This is a genomic window from Brevundimonas sp. FG128 (assembly GCF_057809775.1).
The window spans coordinates 585,619-602,235 of record NZ_JBMDKP010000001.1 but is presented as its reverse complement, the minus strand read 5'-3'; the positions used below and the strand labels follow the sequence as shown (position 1 = coordinate 602,235).

21 protein-coding genes and 1 riboswitch are annotated in these 16,617 nt (G+C 70.0%); of the genes, 10 read left to right on the top strand and 11 right to left on the bottom strand.

Going from position 1 to position 16,617, the window contains the following annotated elements:
• Positions 1 to 5: 5 nt before the first annotated feature.
• The 8 genes from ACODSC_RS03030 to ACODSC_RS02995 all read left to right on the top strand — a co-directional run bounded on the left by ACODSC_RS03030 (position 6) and on the right by ACODSC_RS02995 (position 7,432).
• Complete coding sequence (locus ACODSC_RS03030) at positions 6 to 215, top strand: EexN family lipoprotein (protein ID WP_185224694.1); 210 nt, start codon at positions 6 to 8, stop codon at positions 213 to 215.
• Positions 212 to 1,132 (top strand): TrbL/VirB6 family protein, encoded by a 921-nt coding sequence (locus ACODSC_RS03025; RefSeq protein ID WP_404413606.1) that lies wholly within the window; start codon positions 212 to 214, stop codon positions 1,130 to 1,132. The genes ACODSC_RS03030 and ACODSC_RS03025 overlap by 4 nt, the downstream gene beginning before the upstream one ends.
• Before the next feature lie 204 nt (positions 1,133 to 1,336).
• Positions 1,337 to 2,020, top strand: a complete 684-nt coding sequence (locus ACODSC_RS03020) for a VirB8 family type IV secretion system protein (RefSeq protein ID WP_185224691.1) — start codon at positions 1,337 to 1,339, stop codon at positions 2,018 to 2,020.
• Positions 2,017 to 2,844: a TrbG/VirB9 family P-type conjugative transfer protein gene (locus ACODSC_RS03015; RefSeq protein ID WP_185224690.1), complete on the top strand. Its 828-nt coding sequence runs from the start codon at positions 2,017 to 2,019 to the stop codon at positions 2,842 to 2,844. The genes ACODSC_RS03020 and ACODSC_RS03015 overlap by 4 nt, the downstream gene beginning before the upstream one ends.
• Positions 2,841 to 3,965 carry a type IV secretion system protein VirB10 gene (virB10, locus tag ACODSC_RS03010; RefSeq protein ID WP_205196147.1) on the top strand — a complete coding sequence of 375 codons (1,125 nt, stop codon included), beginning with the start codon at positions 2,841 to 2,843 and terminating at the stop codon, positions 3,963 to 3,965. Before ACODSC_RS03015 ends, virB10 begins: the two co-directional genes overlap by 4 nt.
• On the top strand, positions 3,965 to 4,972 hold the full coding sequence (gene virB11 / locus ACODSC_RS03005) for a P-type DNA transfer ATPase VirB11 (RefSeq protein WP_404413599.1): 1,008 nt from the start codon (positions 3,965 to 3,967) through the stop codon (positions 4,970 to 4,972). Before virB10 ends, virB11 begins: the two co-directional genes overlap by 1 nt.
• Positions 4,938 to 6,791 carry a type IV secretory system conjugative DNA transfer family protein gene (locus ACODSC_RS03000; protein ID WP_488811685.1) on the top strand — a complete coding sequence of 618 codons (1,854 nt, stop codon included), beginning with the start codon at positions 4,938 to 4,940 and terminating at the stop codon, positions 6,789 to 6,791. Before virB11 ends, ACODSC_RS03000 begins: the two co-directional genes overlap by 35 nt.
• Positions 6,791 to 7,432, top strand: a complete 642-nt coding sequence (locus tag ACODSC_RS02995) for an LPD7 domain-containing protein (RefSeq protein ID WP_488811683.1) — start codon at positions 6,791 to 6,793, stop codon at positions 7,430 to 7,432. Before ACODSC_RS03000 ends, ACODSC_RS02995 begins: the two co-directional genes overlap by 1 nt.
• Positions 7,433 to 7,447: 15 nt before the next feature.
• Here ACODSC_RS02995 and ACODSC_RS02990 read toward each other — a convergent pair whose 3' ends face one another.
• From ACODSC_RS02990 to ACODSC_RS02970, 5 genes are all read right to left on the bottom strand, one after another.
• Positions 7,448 to 8,467, bottom strand: a complete 1,020-nt coding sequence (locus tag ACODSC_RS02990) for a relaxase/mobilization nuclease domain-containing protein (protein ID WP_185224686.1) — start codon at positions 8,465 to 8,467, stop codon at positions 7,448 to 7,450.
• Between the two features lie 5 nt (positions 8,468 to 8,472).
• Complete coding sequence (locus ACODSC_RS02985) at positions 8,473 to 8,994, bottom strand: plasmid mobilization relaxosome protein MobC (RefSeq protein WP_185224685.1); 522 nt, start codon at positions 8,992 to 8,994, stop codon at positions 8,473 to 8,475.
• Between the two features lie 157 nt (positions 8,995 to 9,151).
• On the bottom strand, positions 9,152 to 10,264 hold the full coding sequence (locus ACODSC_RS02980) for a DUF4238 domain-containing protein (protein WP_488811681.1): 1,113 nt from the start codon (positions 10,262 to 10,264) through the stop codon (positions 9,152 to 9,154).
• A 51-nt stretch (positions 10,265 to 10,315) separates the two neighbouring features.
• Positions 10,316 to 11,203 (bottom strand): ArdC family protein, encoded by an 888-nt coding sequence (locus tag ACODSC_RS02975; protein ID WP_488811679.1) that lies wholly within the window; start codon positions 11,201 to 11,203, stop codon positions 10,316 to 10,318.
• A 70-nt stretch (positions 11,204 to 11,273) separates the two neighbouring features.
• Positions 11,274 to 11,570 carry a DUF736 domain-containing protein gene (locus tag ACODSC_RS02970; protein WP_185224682.1) on the bottom strand — a complete coding sequence of 99 codons (297 nt, stop codon included), beginning with the start codon at positions 11,568 to 11,570 and terminating at the stop codon, positions 11,274 to 11,276.
• 442 nt (positions 11,571 to 12,012) lie between these two features.
• Here ACODSC_RS02970 and ACODSC_RS02965 point away from each other — a divergent pair, with 442 nt between their 5' ends.
• Positions 12,013 to 12,243: a hypothetical protein gene (locus tag ACODSC_RS02965; RefSeq protein ID WP_292156123.1), complete on the top strand. Its 231-nt coding sequence runs from the start codon at positions 12,013 to 12,015 to the stop codon at positions 12,241 to 12,243.
• 46 nt (positions 12,244 to 12,289) lie between these two features.
• Here the strand turns inward: ACODSC_RS02965 and ACODSC_RS02960 are convergent, their stop codons facing one another.
• Genes ACODSC_RS02960 through ACODSC_RS02940 form a run of 5 tightly spaced genes read right to left on the bottom strand, consistent with a single transcriptional unit; the run spans position 12,290 to position 15,353 of the window.
• Positions 12,290 to 13,411 carry a hypothetical protein gene (locus tag ACODSC_RS02960; protein WP_292156124.1) on the bottom strand — a complete coding sequence of 374 codons (1,122 nt, stop codon included), beginning with the start codon at positions 13,409 to 13,411 and terminating at the stop codon, positions 12,290 to 12,292.
• Positions 13,395 to 14,312: a HEPN domain-containing protein gene (locus tag ACODSC_RS02955; RefSeq protein ID WP_488811676.1), complete on the bottom strand. Its 918-nt coding sequence runs from the start codon at positions 14,310 to 14,312 to the stop codon at positions 13,395 to 13,397. Before ACODSC_RS02955 ends, ACODSC_RS02960 begins: the two co-directional genes overlap by 17 nt.
• A gap of 46 nt (positions 14,313 to 14,358) precedes the next feature.
• Entirely contained in the window at positions 14,359 to 14,718 is a 360-nt protein-coding gene (locus tag ACODSC_RS02950) for a bleomycin resistance protein (protein ID WP_488811674.1), read from the bottom strand.
• A 33-nt stretch (positions 14,719 to 14,751) separates the two neighbouring features.
• The gene (locus ACODSC_RS02945) at positions 14,752 to 14,970 is read right to left on the bottom strand and encodes a GDCCVxC domain-containing (seleno)protein (protein WP_276568684.1); all 219 of its coding nucleotides are present in this window, start codon (positions 14,968 to 14,970) and stop codon (positions 14,752 to 14,754) included.
• Positions 14,967 to 15,353 (bottom strand): MFS transporter permease, encoded by a 387-nt coding sequence (locus tag ACODSC_RS02940; RefSeq protein WP_488811672.1) that lies wholly within the window; start codon positions 15,351 to 15,353, stop codon positions 14,967 to 14,969. The genes ACODSC_RS02945 and ACODSC_RS02940 overlap by 4 nt, the downstream gene beginning before the upstream one ends.
• Positions 15,354 to 15,415: 62 nt before the next feature.
• Here ACODSC_RS02940 and ACODSC_RS02935 point away from each other — a divergent pair, with 62 nt between their 5' ends.
• Complete coding sequence (locus ACODSC_RS02935; protein WP_488811670.1) at positions 15,416 to 15,823, top strand: MerR family transcriptional regulator; 408 nt, start codon at positions 15,416 to 15,418, stop codon at positions 15,821 to 15,823.
• 44 nt (positions 15,824 to 15,867) lie between these two features.
• Here the strand turns inward: ACODSC_RS02935 and ACODSC_RS02930 are convergent, their stop codons facing one another.
• Positions 15,868 to 16,440, bottom strand: coding sequence for a manganese efflux pump MntP (locus tag ACODSC_RS02930; protein ID WP_488811668.1), 573 nt, complete (start codon positions 16,438 to 16,440; stop codon positions 15,868 to 15,870).
• Positions 16,441 to 16,610, bottom strand: a riboswitch (yybP-ykoY riboswitch). It abuts the gene before it with no gap.
• Positions 16,611 to 16,617 lie beyond the last annotated feature (7 nt).

Below are 16,617 nucleotides of genomic sequence, written 5' to 3'. Positions count from 1 at the left end.
TTCTCATGATCCTCGGCCTGGCCGGCTGCGGCGCGCCCGCACGGACCGCCGGGGACTTCGCCGCCGATCCGCAAGAGGCGGCCCGGGTGGTCGCCGACTGCGACGCCGGACATGAGGAGGACGAATGCGAGGCGGCCCGACGAGGCCTGGCCGAAGCGCGCCGGGAGGCGCGGATGCGCGCCTACGAGCGGGCCTTCCGAGGATCCCGACGATGAGCTTTCGCGTCTTCGAGCCCAGCTACGACTTCATCGACGAACGGCTCAACGTCTTCCTCGGCGACCGTCTGTCGTCGGTGATCGCCGAGGTCGAGGGACCGCTGCGCATCGCCCTGGTCCTCTATGTCGTGCTTTACGGGATCGCCATCCTGAGAGGGGCGATCAGCGAGCCGGTCATGGACTTCGCCGTCCGGTCGCTGAAGCTGGCCTTCCTCTATCTGCTGGCGACCACGGCCGCCTATTCGACCTTCGTCACCGAGCCACTGTTCACCGGCCTGCCCAACGCCCTGACCCGGGCCGTCAGCGGCGCGGACACGCCGAGCGTCGGCGCGGCCTTCGACCAGTTCTTCGCCTATGCGGCCTGGCTGGGCGAGGACATTTCGCGCGAGGGCTCGGCCTTCAATCCGGGCCCGTGGGTGGTGTCGGCCGCCGTCTTCATCATCGGGGCTCTCGCGGCGGCGCTCGGCTTCGGGGTGGTGCTGGTGGCCAAGCTGGCCCTGGCGCTGCTCGTCACCCTGGGCCCCATCTTCATCGCCTGCGCCCTGTTCGACGCGACCCGCCGCTTCTTCTTCGGATGGCTGAGCCAGGCGGTGAACTATCTCGTCCTGTTCGCCCTTATCATCGTCATCTTCCAGCTCGTCCTGTCGCTCGTGCGCGACCAGTGGGGCGCGATCCAGGGCGCCGATCCCATGATCGGCGGGCTGATCTTCATCGCCCTGTGCCTGCTGGGGGCGATCTTCTTTCTGCAGACCCCGGCCATCGCCGCCGGCGTCGCGGGCGGCGCCAGCGCCGGCCTCGCCGACTTCGCCAACGCCGCCGCCCTGGGCGGGAGCGGCTCCGGTCGCAGCCAGGGTCCCCAGGAAGCTGACCGCCAGCCGCCCAGGGGCGGCGGCTCCATTCGACCGAGAGGCGCCTGACATGACCTGCCGACCCCTTCTGCTCGCCGGCCTGATGCTGCTGGCCGGCTGCGCCCACCGGGGCGATCCCGTCCTGCCCGCCTGCGACGGCTCAGACCGGCGGCCGGCCAATCCACATGGTTCGGTGCTCGCCCCGGAGGCCCCGCCGCAACCGGCCGCGCCGGCGGCTGGCGCCGCGGTCAACCCGGGCGCGGGAGGCTGCGCATGAGCGGCGTGCCCTCCCCCGATCTGAAGCGCTACTTCGCGGAGGCGCGGCGCTGGGATCAGGACCGGCTGGCGTCCGCGCTGCGGTCGCGCCGTCTCGCCTGGTCGGCCGCCGCCCTGGCCACGGGTCTGGCGGTGATCTCGACCGGCGCGGTGGCCATGCTGACGCCGCTGAAATCCACCGAACCCTTCGTCATCCGGGTGGATCAGACCACGGGCGCGGTCGACGTGGTGCGCGGCCTTTCGGCCGAGGACGGCCCGGTTCGCTACGACGAGGCCGTCAGCAAATATTTCCTCGCCCAGTACGTCCGCCACCGCGAGGGCTACCTCGATCCGGCCGCCGAAGACGCCTTCCGGCTCGTCTCCATCCTGTCCGCCCCGTCGGAGCAGCGGCGCTGGGCCGACCTGTTCCGCGGCTCCAATCCGGCGAGCCCGCAGAACCTCTACGGGCGCGACGGCGAGGCGATCGTCTCGATCCGGGCCATCGGCTTCATCAACGACGGCGTCGCCAACGTCCGCTTCCACCGCACGGTCCGCCAGGCCCAGCAGACGGTGGAGAGCGACTGGATCGCCACCATCGCCTTCACCTACACCCGCGCGCCGATGTCCGAACCGGACCGGCTGAGGAACCCCCTCGGCTTCCAGGTCACGTCCTACCGCGCCGATCCGGAGGTCATCCGATGAAATCCCCCCGACCCCTCCTGACCCTCATCGCCGGGCTCGCCCTGACCTCCCCCGTGGCGGCGCAGACCCTGCCCGATCCCCGGATCCACGAGCTCACCTACGATCCGGCGGCCGTCTACCGGATCGCCGGGGCGTTCCGCACGGCGACCCAGATCGTCTTCTCGCCCGAGGAGACCATCCGTCACGCCGCGATCGGGGACAGCGTCGCCTGGGAGGTGGCCGCGGAAGGCTCGGTGCTCTTCCTCAAGCCTCGCGAACGTCACCAGCCGACCAATCTGCTGGTCGTCACCGATCGCGGCGGCGCAGCCCGGCACTACGCCTTCGAACTTGTGGCCCGCGACACCGGCGACCGCACCGCCATCGCCTATCAGGTCCGGTTCCGCTACCCGGCCGACGAACAGGCCGAGGCGGCCCGCACCCTGGCCGCCTCGGCCGAGGCGGTGGAGCAGCGCCTGATCAGTCTTGAGCTGGAGCGCGGCATCGTCGAGGGCGCCCGCAACCTGGCCTGGTCGGCCCAGGGCGACGCCGCCCTGCAGCCCAGCGAGGTCAGCGACAACGGCCGCTTCACCGTGCTGCGCTTCCCAGGCGTCCAGGCCCTGCCGGCCCTGTTCGAGGTCGGGGAGGACGGGTCCGAGCGTCTCGTCCCCTATGACGTGCGCGGCGAATTCGTGGTCATCCATGGCGTCGTGCGCGGTTTGCGGTTGAGGCGGGGGCGGTCGGTCCTCTGCCTGTTCAACGACGCCCATGACGCCCGCGGCGTGGGCCTCGGCACCGGCACGGCCTCGCCCGCCGTCGATCGCGCGCCGGCGGGGAGCCCGTCATGAGCCACCTCGATCCGACCCCGCCGCCGGAAGATCCGAAGCCGCCGTCGCCGGCGACCGACCGCGGCGTCTCGCCCATCGCCGGCCGGCTCGGCGGACGGCAGGGCAAGGTCGTCACCCTCGCTGCCTTGGCGGTCGGGTGCGGCGTCTTCCTGATCGCAAGCTGGGACCGCGGGGACGCGGACGGCGCCGAGCCGACCCGGCGCGACGAGCCGCCCCGGCAGACGGCGCCGTTCGAGCCTGCCCGCCGCGAAACACCGCCCTTGCTGGACGACGGCGCCGTCGATCCGTATGCGCCGACGCTGACCGACGGGGAGGTCGTCCCGCCCCTTGAGGCGGGTCCCCGGGACCCGGCGCCGACCGCATCCGGTCCTTCGCCGGCGGAACAGCGGCGCGCACTGGCCGAAAGCGCCCGGCGCGCGCCCGTCCTCGCCTATAGCCGCGCCGGCGGCGGCCCATCGACTGCGCCGCCGGTCGTGGCGCCCTCCCTGCCTCCGGGCGCCCCGACCTCGCTCGACCAGCTGCGTCAGATCACGCCGGTGAGCCAGGCGCGGGCGGGCCGTCTGCCGGACCGCAACCTTCTGATCACCGCAGGGACCAGCGTGCCCTGCGTCCTGCAGACCGCCATGGACAGCACCACGCCCGGCTATGTGACCTGCGTCCTGCCGCGCGACGCCTGGTCGGACAACGGCGCCGTGGTGCTGATGGAACGCGGCACCCGGGTGCTCGGCGAGTATCGCGGCGGCCTGCAACAGGGCCGGCGCCGGCTGTTCGTCCTGTGGACCCGGGCCGTGACGCCCACTGGCGTCGCCGTCGCCCTCGCCTCGCCGGCCGCCGACGCGCTCGGCCGTTCGGGCTTCGACGGCGACGTGGACACCCGGTTCTGGGACCGGTTCGGCGGCGCCCTGTTGCTTTCCATCGTCGACGACGGCGTCTACGCCGCCGTGGGTCGGAGCGACGGCGGTTCCGCCACGGCCCGCCTGCCGTCCGACGCCGCGAGCGTCGCCCTTCAGGGCTCGGTCGACATCCCGCCGACGCTGCGCAAGGGTCAGGGGGCCGAGGTGTCGATCTTCGTGGCCCAGGACCTGGATTTCTCCGGGGTCTATCAGCTGCGGCCGCGCTGATGGACGACACCTCCGTTCTGGATCACTACATCGCGCCGCTGCGCCCCTTCCTGGAGCCGGCGTCCGTCACCGAGGTCGTCATCAACCGGCCCGGCGAGGTCGGGGTCGAGGCCGACGGGGCCTGGCGCTGGTCCGAGGCGCCGGAGCTGACCGAGGCCTGGCTCCGCACCTTGGCGGTGGCGGCCGCGGCCTACACCCGGCAGGACGTCGGCCCCGAACAGCCGATCTGCTCGACCACCCTGCCCGGCGACATCCGCTGCCAGATCGTCCTGCCGCCGGTCGCGGCCGACGGAGGCCTGTCCCTGACGCTGAGAAAGCCGTCGCGGCGCCGCCTGGGTCTGAAGGATTTTTCCGCGGCCGGCCTGTTCGACCAGGTCGCCGACGCCCAGGCCGACGCGTCCGACCCCGCCGACGCCGAACTGGTGCGGCTGCGCGAGGCCCGCGACTGGCCGGGTTTTCTCACCCTGGCGGTGGCGGCCCGGCGCAACATCCTGATCTCCGGCGCGACGGGCTCGGGCAAGACCACCCTGGCCAAGGGGCTGATCGAGCTGATTCCGGATCACGAGCGCCTGCTGACGATCGAGGACACCCGCGAGTTCGTGGTGCCGCACCGCAATGTCGTCCACCTCGTCTATTCCAAGGACGGGCAGGGTCTGGCCCGGATCGGCCCCAAACAGCTTCTGGAAAGCGCCCTGCGGATGCGGCCGGACCGCATCCTGCTGCAGGAGCTTCGCGACGGCACGGCCTTCTTCTACCTGCGCAACGTCAACTCGGGTCACCCCGGTTCGATCACCACGGTGCATGCGGATTCCGCCGCCCTGGCCTTCGAACAGCTCACCCTGCTGGTGCGCGAATCCGAGGGCGGTCGCGACCTGCCGCGCGAGGACATCCGCGCCCTGCTCCACCTGCTCGTCGACGTTGTCATCCAGATGAAGAAGGTCGACGGGCGTTTCCGGGTGACGGAGGTCTGGCATGACCCGGTTCGCAAGCGCCAGCCGGGCGGCTAGGACGGCGCTGCTCGGCGCCGCCGCGCTCCTCGGCCTCGGCGTTGTCGGGGTCTTCGCCATGGCCGTCGCCCTGATCGGCCTGGGCCGGTTCTCCGGCGACATCGATCCCGCCCGCGTCCCGGCCTGGTTCCTCTACTACCGGCATGACCCCGAGGTCCGCCGCTGGCTGACGATCGGCTCAGCGTCCGGCGGCCTCGTCTGCCTGGTCCTTGCGGCCGCGGTCGCGCTCAACGCCCGCCGCCCGCTTCACGGCGCGGCCCGGTGGGCGTCCGCTTCGGAGCAGCGCCGCGCCGGTCTGCGCGCGCGTCAGGGGGTGATCCTCGGCCGGGCCGGCGACCGCCTGCTGATCGCTGACGGGCCGGATCACGTCATCCTCTATGCGCCGACCCGCACCGGCAAGGGCGTCGGCGTCGTCATTCCCAACCTGCTGGCCTGGCCCGGCTCAGTGGTGGTCCTCGACATCAAGCGCGAGAATTTCGCGGCCACGGCCGGCTACCGCGCCGAGGCCGGCCAGCGCGTCCTGCTCTTCGATCCCCTGGCGAAGGACGGGCGCACGGCCCGGTACAATCCGCTCGCCCACATCGAGCGGAGCGATCCCGCCGCCGTGCTGGACGAACTGCAGCGCATGGCCGCCATGCTGTTCACCGGCAGCGATCACGCCGACCCGTTCTGGTCCGAGGCCGCCCGGATCGGCTTCATCGGCGTCGGCGCCTTCGTCGCCGAGACGCCCGACCGGCCCTTCACCCTGGGCGAAATCTATCGCCAGCTGACCCAGGGCGATCCCCGTCTGCGCTTTCCGGCGCTGATCGAGGCGCGCCGCCGCCAGGGCCGTCCGCTGTCGCCCGGCTGCATCTCGGCCCTCACCGACTTCTGCGCCTCGAGCGAAAACACCTTCGCCTCGGTGCGCCAGTCGATCACCAGCCGGATGGGCCTGTGGCTCAACCCGGCCGTCGACGCCGCCACCAGCGCCAGCGACTTCGATCTCCGGACGGTCCGCCAGAGCGGCCTTTCGCTCTACCTGGGCGCCTCGCCGGACAACCTGTTGCGCGTCGCTCCGCTCTACGCCCTGCTGTTCCAGCAGCTCGTCGACCTGAACAGCCGCGCCCTGCCCGGTCCGACCGATCGCCCCGTGCTCGTCCTGCTCGACGAGTTCGCCCGGCTCGGACGGGCGCCGGTCCTGGCGCATGCCTTCGCCTGGGTGGCGGGCTATGGCCTGCGGCTGCTGCCGGTGATCCAGAGCCCGTCCCAGCTGCGCGGCCTCTACGGCGCGGATCTCGCCGAGGAGATCCTGACCAACTGCGGCATCGAGGTGGTCTTCGCGCCGAAGGAGCTCAAGGTCGCCCAGGACCTCAGCGAACGGCTCGGCTACTACACCTACCGCGCGCGCAGCCGCAGCCGGCCGAGCGGTCTGGCGCAAGGCCGCCGCAGCCAGACGGAGTCCGACCAGCGCCGCGCCCTGATGCTGCCGCAGGAGCTGATGCAGCTGCCGGCCGACGCCCTGCTGGTCCTCAAGGCCGGGCTGCCGCCGGTCCGGGCGCGCAAGATCCTCTACTACCGCGAGCGGGCCTTCACCGATCGTCTCCGCGATGCGCCGGTCGTTCCGCCCGCCCCGGCGCCGGCCGCGGGCTCCGACCCCTCGCCGATCGGCTCTGACACCCCGAGCCTGGATTTCGACAGCCTCGCGGCCGAACTCGCGGCCGAGGGTCTCGCCCCGCCCACGTCGGCCGCCTCGGAAGCCGAGTTCGGCGACTGGATCGACCGGATGATCGACACGGCGGGCCGGCCCGGGCCGGCCCTTATGGAGGCGCGTGACCGCTGATGGCCAGTCCGGACAAGACCGCGGCGCCGTCAAATCGCCTCTCGCCCGTCGGCGACGCCGGCGCGCGGCGGGCGCGGTCGCTGGACACGGGCGACGTCCCCGCCGCCCTGCTCGACCGCTATCTCGTCGAACGCGACCGGCAAGGCCGTCCCGAACGCTATTATCGCGACCACCGCGCCCGCGAACCCATGTTCCAGGACAAGGGCCGATCGCTTGTCGCCCGCCAGTCCTACCCCGACACCGTGGCCGACATGCTCAAGGTGGCCGAACACCGGGGATGGTCGAGCCTCCGCGTCGCCGGCGATGACGCATTCCGGCGCGAGGTCTGGGTCCAGGCCCAGGCGCTCGGCCTCGAGGTGAAAGGTCATCGACCCACCGAACGGGACCGCGCGGCGGCCGCGCCAGCCGGTCGCGACCAAGGCCCGCCCGCGGCGGACCGCGACCGATCGCTGGAGCGCAAGCCCGCCTCCCGCACGGTGGAGGCGCGCCTGGCCATGGCCGCCCAGGTCGTCCGCGCCGTGGTGGTCGATCCCGAGATGCAGGCGCGGCTGATCGCCCGCGCCTGGACCCGCGCCGCGCCCTATCTGGAGCGCTCGCGCGACGCGCAAGACCGGCCCTCCAGGGGCGGCCGCGACCGCTGACCGGGGCGCGAGCCCCTATCGAGCGCGTCCGCCCGGCGCCCGCCCGTCATCCCGCTGGCGGGATGGCGTCTCCCTGGCCGCTTCAATCCGTCGTCGCAGCAGGTCGCGGCGGGTCTCGACCTCGGGCAATGCGCGGACGAACCGTTCGATCGCCTCTCCGAACCGCTGGTCAGCGGCGTCCCCAGACTTCTGCAGGGCGACGGCCTCGGCCACGAAGGCCCTACGGACCGCCAGCTGGCGGGCGCGGATCGGCCGCCGCCAGGGCTCCGATCCCGTCCCGCCCTCGACCGCCTCGCGCCAGGCCGAGGCGAGGACGCGGGGCATGTCGGTCCCACCCGCCATCGCGCGTTCCCGCAGTTTCCGGATGGCGATCGGGTCGGCCTTGCGCACCACGCCTCGCGCCCTGCGTGGCGTGGCCTCCGCCTCGACGCCTCGCTCGCGCAGAGTCCTGGCGAACCCTTCGCGCCAGGCCTGCAGGTCCGCCTTGCGGGGGTTCAGCCTCTCCCCGTCCCGACCCAGCATCCGCACGGTGAGATGCACGTGCGGATGCCGTCCCTCGTCGTGGAGCGCGAACACATAGGCGAACCGGTCGCCGAAGGTCGCGGCGGCGAAGGCCCGCGCCGCATCGTGCAGCCGATAGGGCTCGGTCCCGGCCGGCATGCTCAGGACCACGGACAGGGACGCCGGCGAATCCTTCCGGCGATGCGGCTCCACGGCCAGCTCCGCCGCCCAGTCCCCGGCCAGCGTCCTCACCGCCTCACGGCCGACCAGCCGCTCGCCGTCCGGCCCCTCCAGAGCCAGGGCGCCGTCGCGGGAGATGTAGTCGAGATGGCGCACGAGATGGCCGCCGTCGCGCGTGCGCCCGGTGATCTTGACCATGACCTCCGGCGCGCCCCGGACCACGCGCATGAGTTGACTGCGCGCCGCGTCCGGCGCCCTGGACGAGAGCTTGCCGAGCACCGCGGGGGTCAGCCGCGCCCGCCGTAGGTCCACCGGGGGGCGCAGCGCCTCCTCGAAGCCGGACGGGGTCCGCATCGAGCTCAAGGCTCGGACGCCCAATAGGCGAGATTGCCCTCGAAGGCGTCGCGCAGCCCGAGAAGATGGCGGCGAATCTCCTCGGTGAAGGCGGCCAGCTGCGCGGTCTCCAGGTCGAGCACCTGGCCCTCCATCACCGCCGTGTTCAGGGCCCGGGCGATCTGGTTGACGTTGACGCCGATGCGCCGGAGCTCGCGCTGAACCTCGATGAGGACGATCGCGTCCGGCGGACTGAACTGCGGCGACCCATGGAGACGTCGGCGGATCAGGGCGACGCACCATTGGGTCCGGGACAGGCCCACGCCGGCGGCCACGGCCTCGACCAGGGCCAGGTCGTCCGCCCCGAGGCGCAGGGTCAGCTTGCCGGCCCCGCCGCCCGGCGGACGGTCCGGAGCTTCGGGCACGGGCGCCTGGGCGGCCGCCTCCATCAGGCTGCGCAGGAACCGCGAGCGCCCGCCGCGACCGGCCGCCGCGGCGTCGAAGCGGCGCGCCAGATCAGGTGGAAGACGAAGGGTGAGGCGGTCCATCGGTCGGGGGCTTTGTCAGACATTGCCGGCGCAAAGCCTATCCTGCCCTAGACCGTCACCCCCCTCGCCCCGTAGGCCTCAGGTGTAGCCGCCCTCCCCTCGGCGACCGAAGACGGCCGCTCGCCCGCCGTCCTGCCGGACGCCCCAGCCGGAGGGTTCAGACCCTGACGCGTCGGTAGCCGGCACCCTCGACGAAGCCCGCTGCGAGGCATCCTTCGCGCACGAACCCGGTGCGCGTTCCGTTGGAGTACAGACGGCCGTCCCGCCGATACTGCAGAAACCTCGGCCATCGGGCGGGCCGGGCGCGGAGCGTTTCGGTGTGCACGAGCACATCCCGATCGGCCTGCGGAACAATGTCGGCCAGGGGGCGCACCTCGTAGCGAACGTGCTCGCCGACGACCTCGTCCCGGACCGCATAGGTCGTCCGGTGTCGCGGGGTCTGGCGACGGTCGGCCGCCTCCCTGACCGCATCCGCGACGAGGGTCCTGTCTTCCCATCTCCGGAAATACAGGTTCGCCGCGCAGTTCAGGATCTGATGGTCGTTGAGCGCCAGCACGTCGTCCTCGCGTCGCAACTCGATCACGCCGTCCTGATGCGGAACGGCGTAGACGTCCGGATCGTGGAAGACGACGAGCAGCTGCGGAGACAGCGGCAGCAGCATGATCGCGCCGCCGCTGCGAGCCCCGAACGCCAGCCCGCGCGCCCGGGGGTTCTGCAGGTGCCAGCGATTGGTGAGGACCGCCGGATCGTCGGAGGTCACGAACGGCGTCGCGGTCCGGTTCCGGACGAGCGTCATCTGCAGATCGTCCACGATCTTCATCGAGCGCGCATAGAACAGCATCGCCGCCTGAACGGCCTCGAGCATCGCCGCCTTCGGGTCGAACGCCTCCCCGTCCGGCAGGACCCCGGGGAGTTGCGCCAGGGCGGCGGCGATCTGGCTGGCGCTGACGGACGCGGCCTCGGTCCGCAGATGCTGGAGAAGCACAAACCGGCGAAGCACGAGGCGATCGAGCCCGGTCGGGTCCGCGCCCTGGATGACCAGCCTCTGGATCGCTGACCCGTACGCCCCTTCGATCGTCTGGATGGCCCTCTCGAGCTGTGCGTCCCGACCGTAGAGATAGTCGTGGGAGCACTGCTTGCGGACGGCCGCGTTCGGGATGGCCCGGCCGGCGTCCAGATTGAACAGGTGAATGGCCTTGCCTTCGCCGTCGACCGAGAACGGCTTCAGATGGCCCTTCGGGACAAAATGCTGGTTCTTGTTGTCGGCCATCGCCACCCTCCTGGGCGAAGGCTGGCTGAAGCTGACGCCGGAGACCAGACATCATCCCGACTGGAGCGCATGGAGCCACGCCACGGCGCGTTGGGCGTGGGCGGCGGCCGAGAAGATGAACCGCGTGTCGTCGCGCAGCGCTTCGAGCCAGGAGGCGAGATAGGCGGCGTGATCCTCGCGAGGCTGCAGGGCCAGTCCGAGGTCGGCGCAGAGGAAGGCGGCGCCGAGTTCGGCCACCAGTTCCTCCCGGGCATAGCCGGCGTCTCCGTGCCGGCGGCGTCCGAAGTCGCGGTCGAGCCGGCTGGGATGCCGGGTCCAGTGCGTCAGCTCGTGGCTTAGCGTGGCGTAATAGGCTTCCGGATCGCGGAAGCTCTCGAACGCCGGCATCTGCACGAAGTCCGGCTCCGGCGCATAGAAGGCGCATCCGCCGCCATGACGGACCTCCGCCCCCGTCGCGGCGAAAAACGCCTCGGCCCGAGCGAGGCGTTGACCCGAGTTCAGGACCGGCGTCGGCGCCGGAGCGTACGACGCGGGCAGGCCCTCGATCTGCTCGACGTTGAAGACGGTGTAGGCCTTCAGGAAGGGAATTCGCCGGGTCGCCTCCTCGCCGGCGTCATCGGCGTCGGTGCGGACCAGTTGATCGGCGTAGACGACGGTGGAACCCCGCTCGCCCTTGCGGACACAGGCGTTCAGCGCCAGCGCCTGACGGAAGGTCATCCAGGTGGCGGACTGGAAGCCTCGGGCCGCGGCCTCGCCCCACAGCAGGACGACGTTGATGCCCTGGTAGGGCGTGCCGTCGTGCCTGAGCGGCCGGCTGACGCTTTCGGATGCGGCCCAGGGCTGGGTCCAGGGCCGGACGCCGGCTTCGAGCTGGGCGACGATCTGGCGGGTGATGCGGGTGTGGAGATCGGAACGTGAGGGTTCGTCGGGGCGCGACATAGCGGCCTCCTCGAAAAATGGGATGTGAAGAAGGGGCGGCGGCGCTGTCGTCAGCGCCGCCGCGGCTCGCTCAGCGGGACCAGATCAGGCTGTGTCCGCCTTCGATCTCGACCAGGGAGGCGTAGATCGGAGCGGGGAAGCTGGGATCGTCGAGCTTGACCGACAGGTAGTCGCGGTTCTGCTGGCTGGTCTTCTTCCAGGCGGCGCCGAACTCGGTCTGGCCGGAGAAGATGCGGAAGTCTGGAGCCTTGTCGTCGGTCTTCTCGTTGGCCCGGAGCTGGGCCGCCTTGACGTTGAGGGTCAGGGTCTTGATCGAACCGCTGTAGCTGCCGTCCGCCTGCTGGGTGAAGGAACCGATGGTGGCCATGGAAGTCTCTCCTTGCTGATCTCGGGCCACGCCTGCCGCGGCCTCGATGGCGATCGACGGACCGGGAGACGAACGGCCCGCAGGTCGCAGCGCCGCAGGCGTCAGAGACCCCGCAGCGCATGCGAAGGACCGGGCGGGGCGTGTTTCTTGACTTGCGCGAGGAGGCCGCCAGGCCGGGGAAGAAACTCGCCCCGCCCGGTTGCGGAAGACGGACGGCTTTCGGTCAGATCAAGCCCTTCGAGAGGCCGCGCGGGCTGGCCCGCCGGCGAGAGACCCTCACCCCGCCTCGGAGCCCTCCTAGCGCACGGCCTGCTCCGGTCGGACCTTCTGGCCCTGCACAAGTCTGGATCAGGGCCTTCTTGAACCTGCCCAGAGAAGGCCTGTAGATTGGCTACGACCGCACGCATGACCGGCGGACGCGTAAGGAGGCGATCGCTACGCGATGCACCCCGACACAATCCAGTTCACGGTGATCCGCGGCGATGGCGACTGGCGGGTTCTTCGCGACGGCCGAACCTCGGGGCATTTCGACTTCAGCGTTGACGCCATCGAGTCCGCGCTCATCAAGGCGACGACACTGATCGACAGGGGCGCGCGGGTCGAGGTCTTCGTCCAGGACGCCGCCGGCCAGCTGCGTCAGGTCGATCCCGTCGGCGGCGAAGTACTGCATTGAACTCCAGGTAGGCCACCGCCCGTCGCTCGACGGCACCGCCTCCAGCCTAGCCAGCCCATTCCAGCTCGAAGTCTGGCGTGAGCGCGAGCAAACCCGTCTCGATCTGGTTCCAGGTCAGACGGAGCGCCTTGAGGTCATCCGGTGTGAACAGATGGGCGTGATGTGAGGCGGCGCGCAGCTTCCCCGCCTGTTTGAGCAGATCGAACACCGCCTCGGGATCGTCGAAGCCGGCCTCGAAGATCGCCTGGAAATGCTCGGGATGGCTCATGATACGCGCGTAGTGGGTGTAGTCCGCGTGGTCGAAAACCTCGCCGCCCCGCTTCTTCCACTTCCCAAGCAGATCTTTGCAGTCGCACAGCGGCAGGCGCTCGTCCGCCCAGTCCTCGCCGTAGGTTTCCGCCATCACCGCATCGAGGATTTCCCGCAGGGTCAGCTCGTAGCGGTGCACCAGGGTCTTGGCCCGCTTCACGTGAGGCGGAGCCGAGTTGGCCTGGAGGCGCGCTTTCAGGCGACGCCGCTTCTCGGCCATCGTCAACAGACGCCGTTTCGGCCAGTGCGACAGCCGCAGGCCCGCCGCGTCGAGGAAACTGCGATAGCCCGCCAGATTGGCGAACTGCGGCATCTCCGTGATGGAGAAGGCCCCGACCGCTTCCCGCACGCCACGCGTCAGCCGGTCGCTCTCGGCGAACATGTCCGCCATAGCCGACGCGCGCGCGAAGGCTTCGATCTGGGCGGGCCGCCCAATCGCCAGGGCGCTCGCGCCGAGACCACTGTCATTGAGCCGCAGTATGCGATCCACGAAACTGTCCGTGGGTGTCCTGAAGCCCTCCAGAACATCCGGTAGGGCGAAGCCCCTGGATAGTTCGGCGATCCTTTCGGCCTGTTCAATCAGGCCATTCGGAAAGGCGGCCCGATAGATGCGATCCGCGTCGGCCTGAGCCCTCATCAGGGCTCCGACGCCCTGCGTCCGGTCCATGAACGGGTGTCGACCCATCGCGGCGTAGGCCAGCGGAGTGTCCATTTTCATGCGCTCGGCGATGCCGAGCGCGCCGCTCGCGCGCAGCATGTCATGCTGTCGGCGAACATCCTCGAACGGATCGGCTATCCGTCTGGCCGCGTCCAACGTCGCGCGCATGCTGGGCGGGATCAGATCACGCGGCAGGGTCATGGCTCGCCGCTTCACGCAGATGGGCCAGCCGCTCCGCACAGACGGCCGTCGCAAGGGCCCGCAACACCTCGACGCGCTGCGTCAGCCAGGTCAGTTCCTCGGCGCTGATCTTGTAGTGTTTGGAGTAGCGCGCCTTCACATAGGCTTCGCGCAGCAACTCGAAGCACCGGCGCTCGAACTTGGTCTCGCGCGGCCAAGCCTCGGCCATGCGGGGGTCTATGGCCTCGCACTTCTTGCGCAGGAAGGCGAGGTTGTGGGCCTTGCCGCTATAGAGCGTCACCACCAGCAAGACGCAGTGGTAGAGGTGCTCGCTCGCCTGATGAAGACTGAAGGCCGCCAGCTTGTTGTTGTCGCGCTCAACGTAGAAGGCGGCGCCGGCTTGGAACTCCCGCGAACTAGCCATCCAGTCGGCGAAGAACTCCTCGGCTTCGGCCAAGGCGACCTGCGCTTTCAGGTCCGCCGGTTTGCGCAGCTTGGCGCCCGGCGTGTCGAACAGAACGATCCCCTCGCGCACGATGTCGGCCCAGAAATAGCGCCCGCGATCCAGTTGTTCATTCACGTCGTCGAGGCTGTGCACGATCAGGCTCACCGGCGTGCGGATCAGGGTCTCGCCCGGCATCAGCTTGTTCTCGGCGTCGTGCCAGAACTCGCCATCGGTCAGGTCTTCATGATCGACGACGATCAGCAGATCGAAGTCAGAGAAATAGCGCCCGACCGGATCGTGGACCCAGTCGCCGCGCGCATACGAGCCGTAGAGGATGATCTTGAGGATCTTGCCGTTCTTTAGCCGCTCGGCCCGGCGGGTCGAGACGGCCTCGGCGAAGGACTCCCGGATCACCTCGACCACCCGGCGCAGTTCCACCTGCTTGCGCGGCCGCAGATGATCGATCGAAGTCTTCATCGGGCGAGTCTCGCCCAAGGCGTGCATCGGAGCAAGGCGCGAAGCCTCAGTTCTGGATCAGGCGGACCAAGGTCCCGTCCGGGTCGATCAGCGCGCCGATCCGCAGCCCTGAATCCTCGACCTTTGGCGGGTGCAAGCGGGGTTGACCCCAACAGGTTTCCGGCAGGCCGGTGACAAGGCAGGCTGCGTAAAATGCGTCCAGATCGTCGAGTCTCAGGCAGCAGCTGAAGTTGCTGGTGAGCGGATCCAGGTCAGGATGCGCGAAGAACTCGATCGTCAGCCCGCCCCGCTTCAGGATCATCCAGCCTTCGTCGCGCCAGCCCTCCTCGAAGCCGATCTTGGCGTAGAACCGGGAGGTGGTTTCGAAGTCCCGCGACGGCAGGTTGGGCGTTGCGTGGTCGGTCACGGCGAGCTCCGAATGCGGCGATGCCACCGAAGCCTAGCCGCAACAGCCCTTCCCATCCACTTGGATCGGAGGACACGGCACGTCGGCATAGGAGCAGAATACGCAGCAGTCGCCCGGCAACGGCTTCAGCTTCAAGCCGCACCCGAGACAATCATAAAACCAGATGCAAGCGTCGGTGGGCATGGTCTCCGTCGCGACATGACCGCAATGCGGGCAGGTCAGCGTCGACTCCAGAACGAAGGCGGCCGTCATCGCATCGCCGCCAGTCGGGGCATGGCCCAGGGCTCGATGTAGGGCTGCCACGCCAGGGACAGGACGATCAGCACGCTGGCGGTCACCAGCAGCCAGAACGCCAGGCGCGAAGGGCGCCGGCATGCGCCGTCCTTCTTGCACATGCGCAGACGGCGCCAATGGAGCAACCAGCCGGCGGCGAGGATGACGGCGGCCAGGAGCGTCAGCCAGTTTCTCGCGCCAGCGATGACGGCGGCCCCGGCGAAGGATACGCCCGCCACCGACAGAGCGAGGGGCAGCACGCAGCAGGCGGCCCAGGCGAACACCGAGGCGGCGGCGCCGATGGCCGCCGAGGCGCTGACGGCGAGCTCAGGATCTCTCGGTCGGTCTTGATCGATGGCCATGGAGCCTCCCGTTCGATTTCTGCTATAGGCTACAACCCGTAGCCACTACGGGATCAAGAGCCATGTCCACACGAAGTTTGACGATCGGGCGTCTCGCGGCCAGCGCGGGAGTGAACTTGGAAACGGTGCGCTATTACGAGCGGATCGGCCTGATGCCAGCCCCGGCCCGGACCTACGGCGGCCACAGGAGCTATGAGCCGGAACACGCCCAACGCCTGCGTTTCATCCGTCGGTCACGCGAGCTGGGCTTCGGCATCGACGCCATTCGGCGGCTGATCGCGCTCAGCGAGCCCGGCGTGCAGGCGTGTTGCCAAGTTCGCGACATGGCCCAGGACCACCTCGCCAGCGTGGACGCCAAGATCGCGGACCTCGAACGGCTGCGATTGGTGCTTAAGCAAGCCGTCGCAGACTGCAGTGAGGGCGGCCGAGTCCGGTGTCCGGTGATCGAAGAACTGGGCTCGATCGCATAGATGCTGGCCGGAGCGCCCCGGGGAGCGAACAGGCTCACGCCAGATCAAGCGCCGATAAAGCCCAGGTGCTCAAGCAGGATAGTCAGGCCGAGCGCGACGAGGGCAAGGCCGCCGATCAGTTCGGCCATTTTGCCGAAGCGCTGGCCGACCGCCCGACCGATCAGCATGCCGACAGTGGTCAGCAAAAAGGTCGTGACGCCGATAGAAGCGGCGATGACCCAGATATTGGCTCCAATGAACGCAAGGCCGACGCCGACGGCGGCAGCGTCGATACTGGTCCCGACAGCCGTGGCGATCAGCCCCCACGGTCCGGACCGGCGGGACGCCTCGCCCGCTTCCTCCGACCGCGGACGGGTCGCTTCCCAGATCATCTTGCCGCCGACAGCGGCCAGCAAGCCGAACGCGATCCAGTGGTCGATCCTTTCGACGAGGCCAGCGGCGACCATGCCAAGCGCCCAGCCGATCAAGGGCGTGATGGCCTCGATGACGCCGAACACCAGTCCCGCTTTGACCGCGCCTGGCAGGGTCGGTCGATGCGAAGCGCCACGGCCGACCGCGGCCGCGAACGCGTCGGTGGACATGCTGAGGGACAGGACGGCGATGGCGACGGGCGTCATGACGGGCATCCACCGGGCAACGAACAGCGCCTCCCTCCCCTGCCGGTGCGGCGGTGGGACGCGCTGGTCTCGCTAGGCGGCGGTTCCGCTGGCCGGACCACGCGCCGAAGCGCGAGTGTGTTGACCCGGCCCCGACGATGAATCGTCGGAAGCTACTCCCCAACAGGAAGCGGCCTT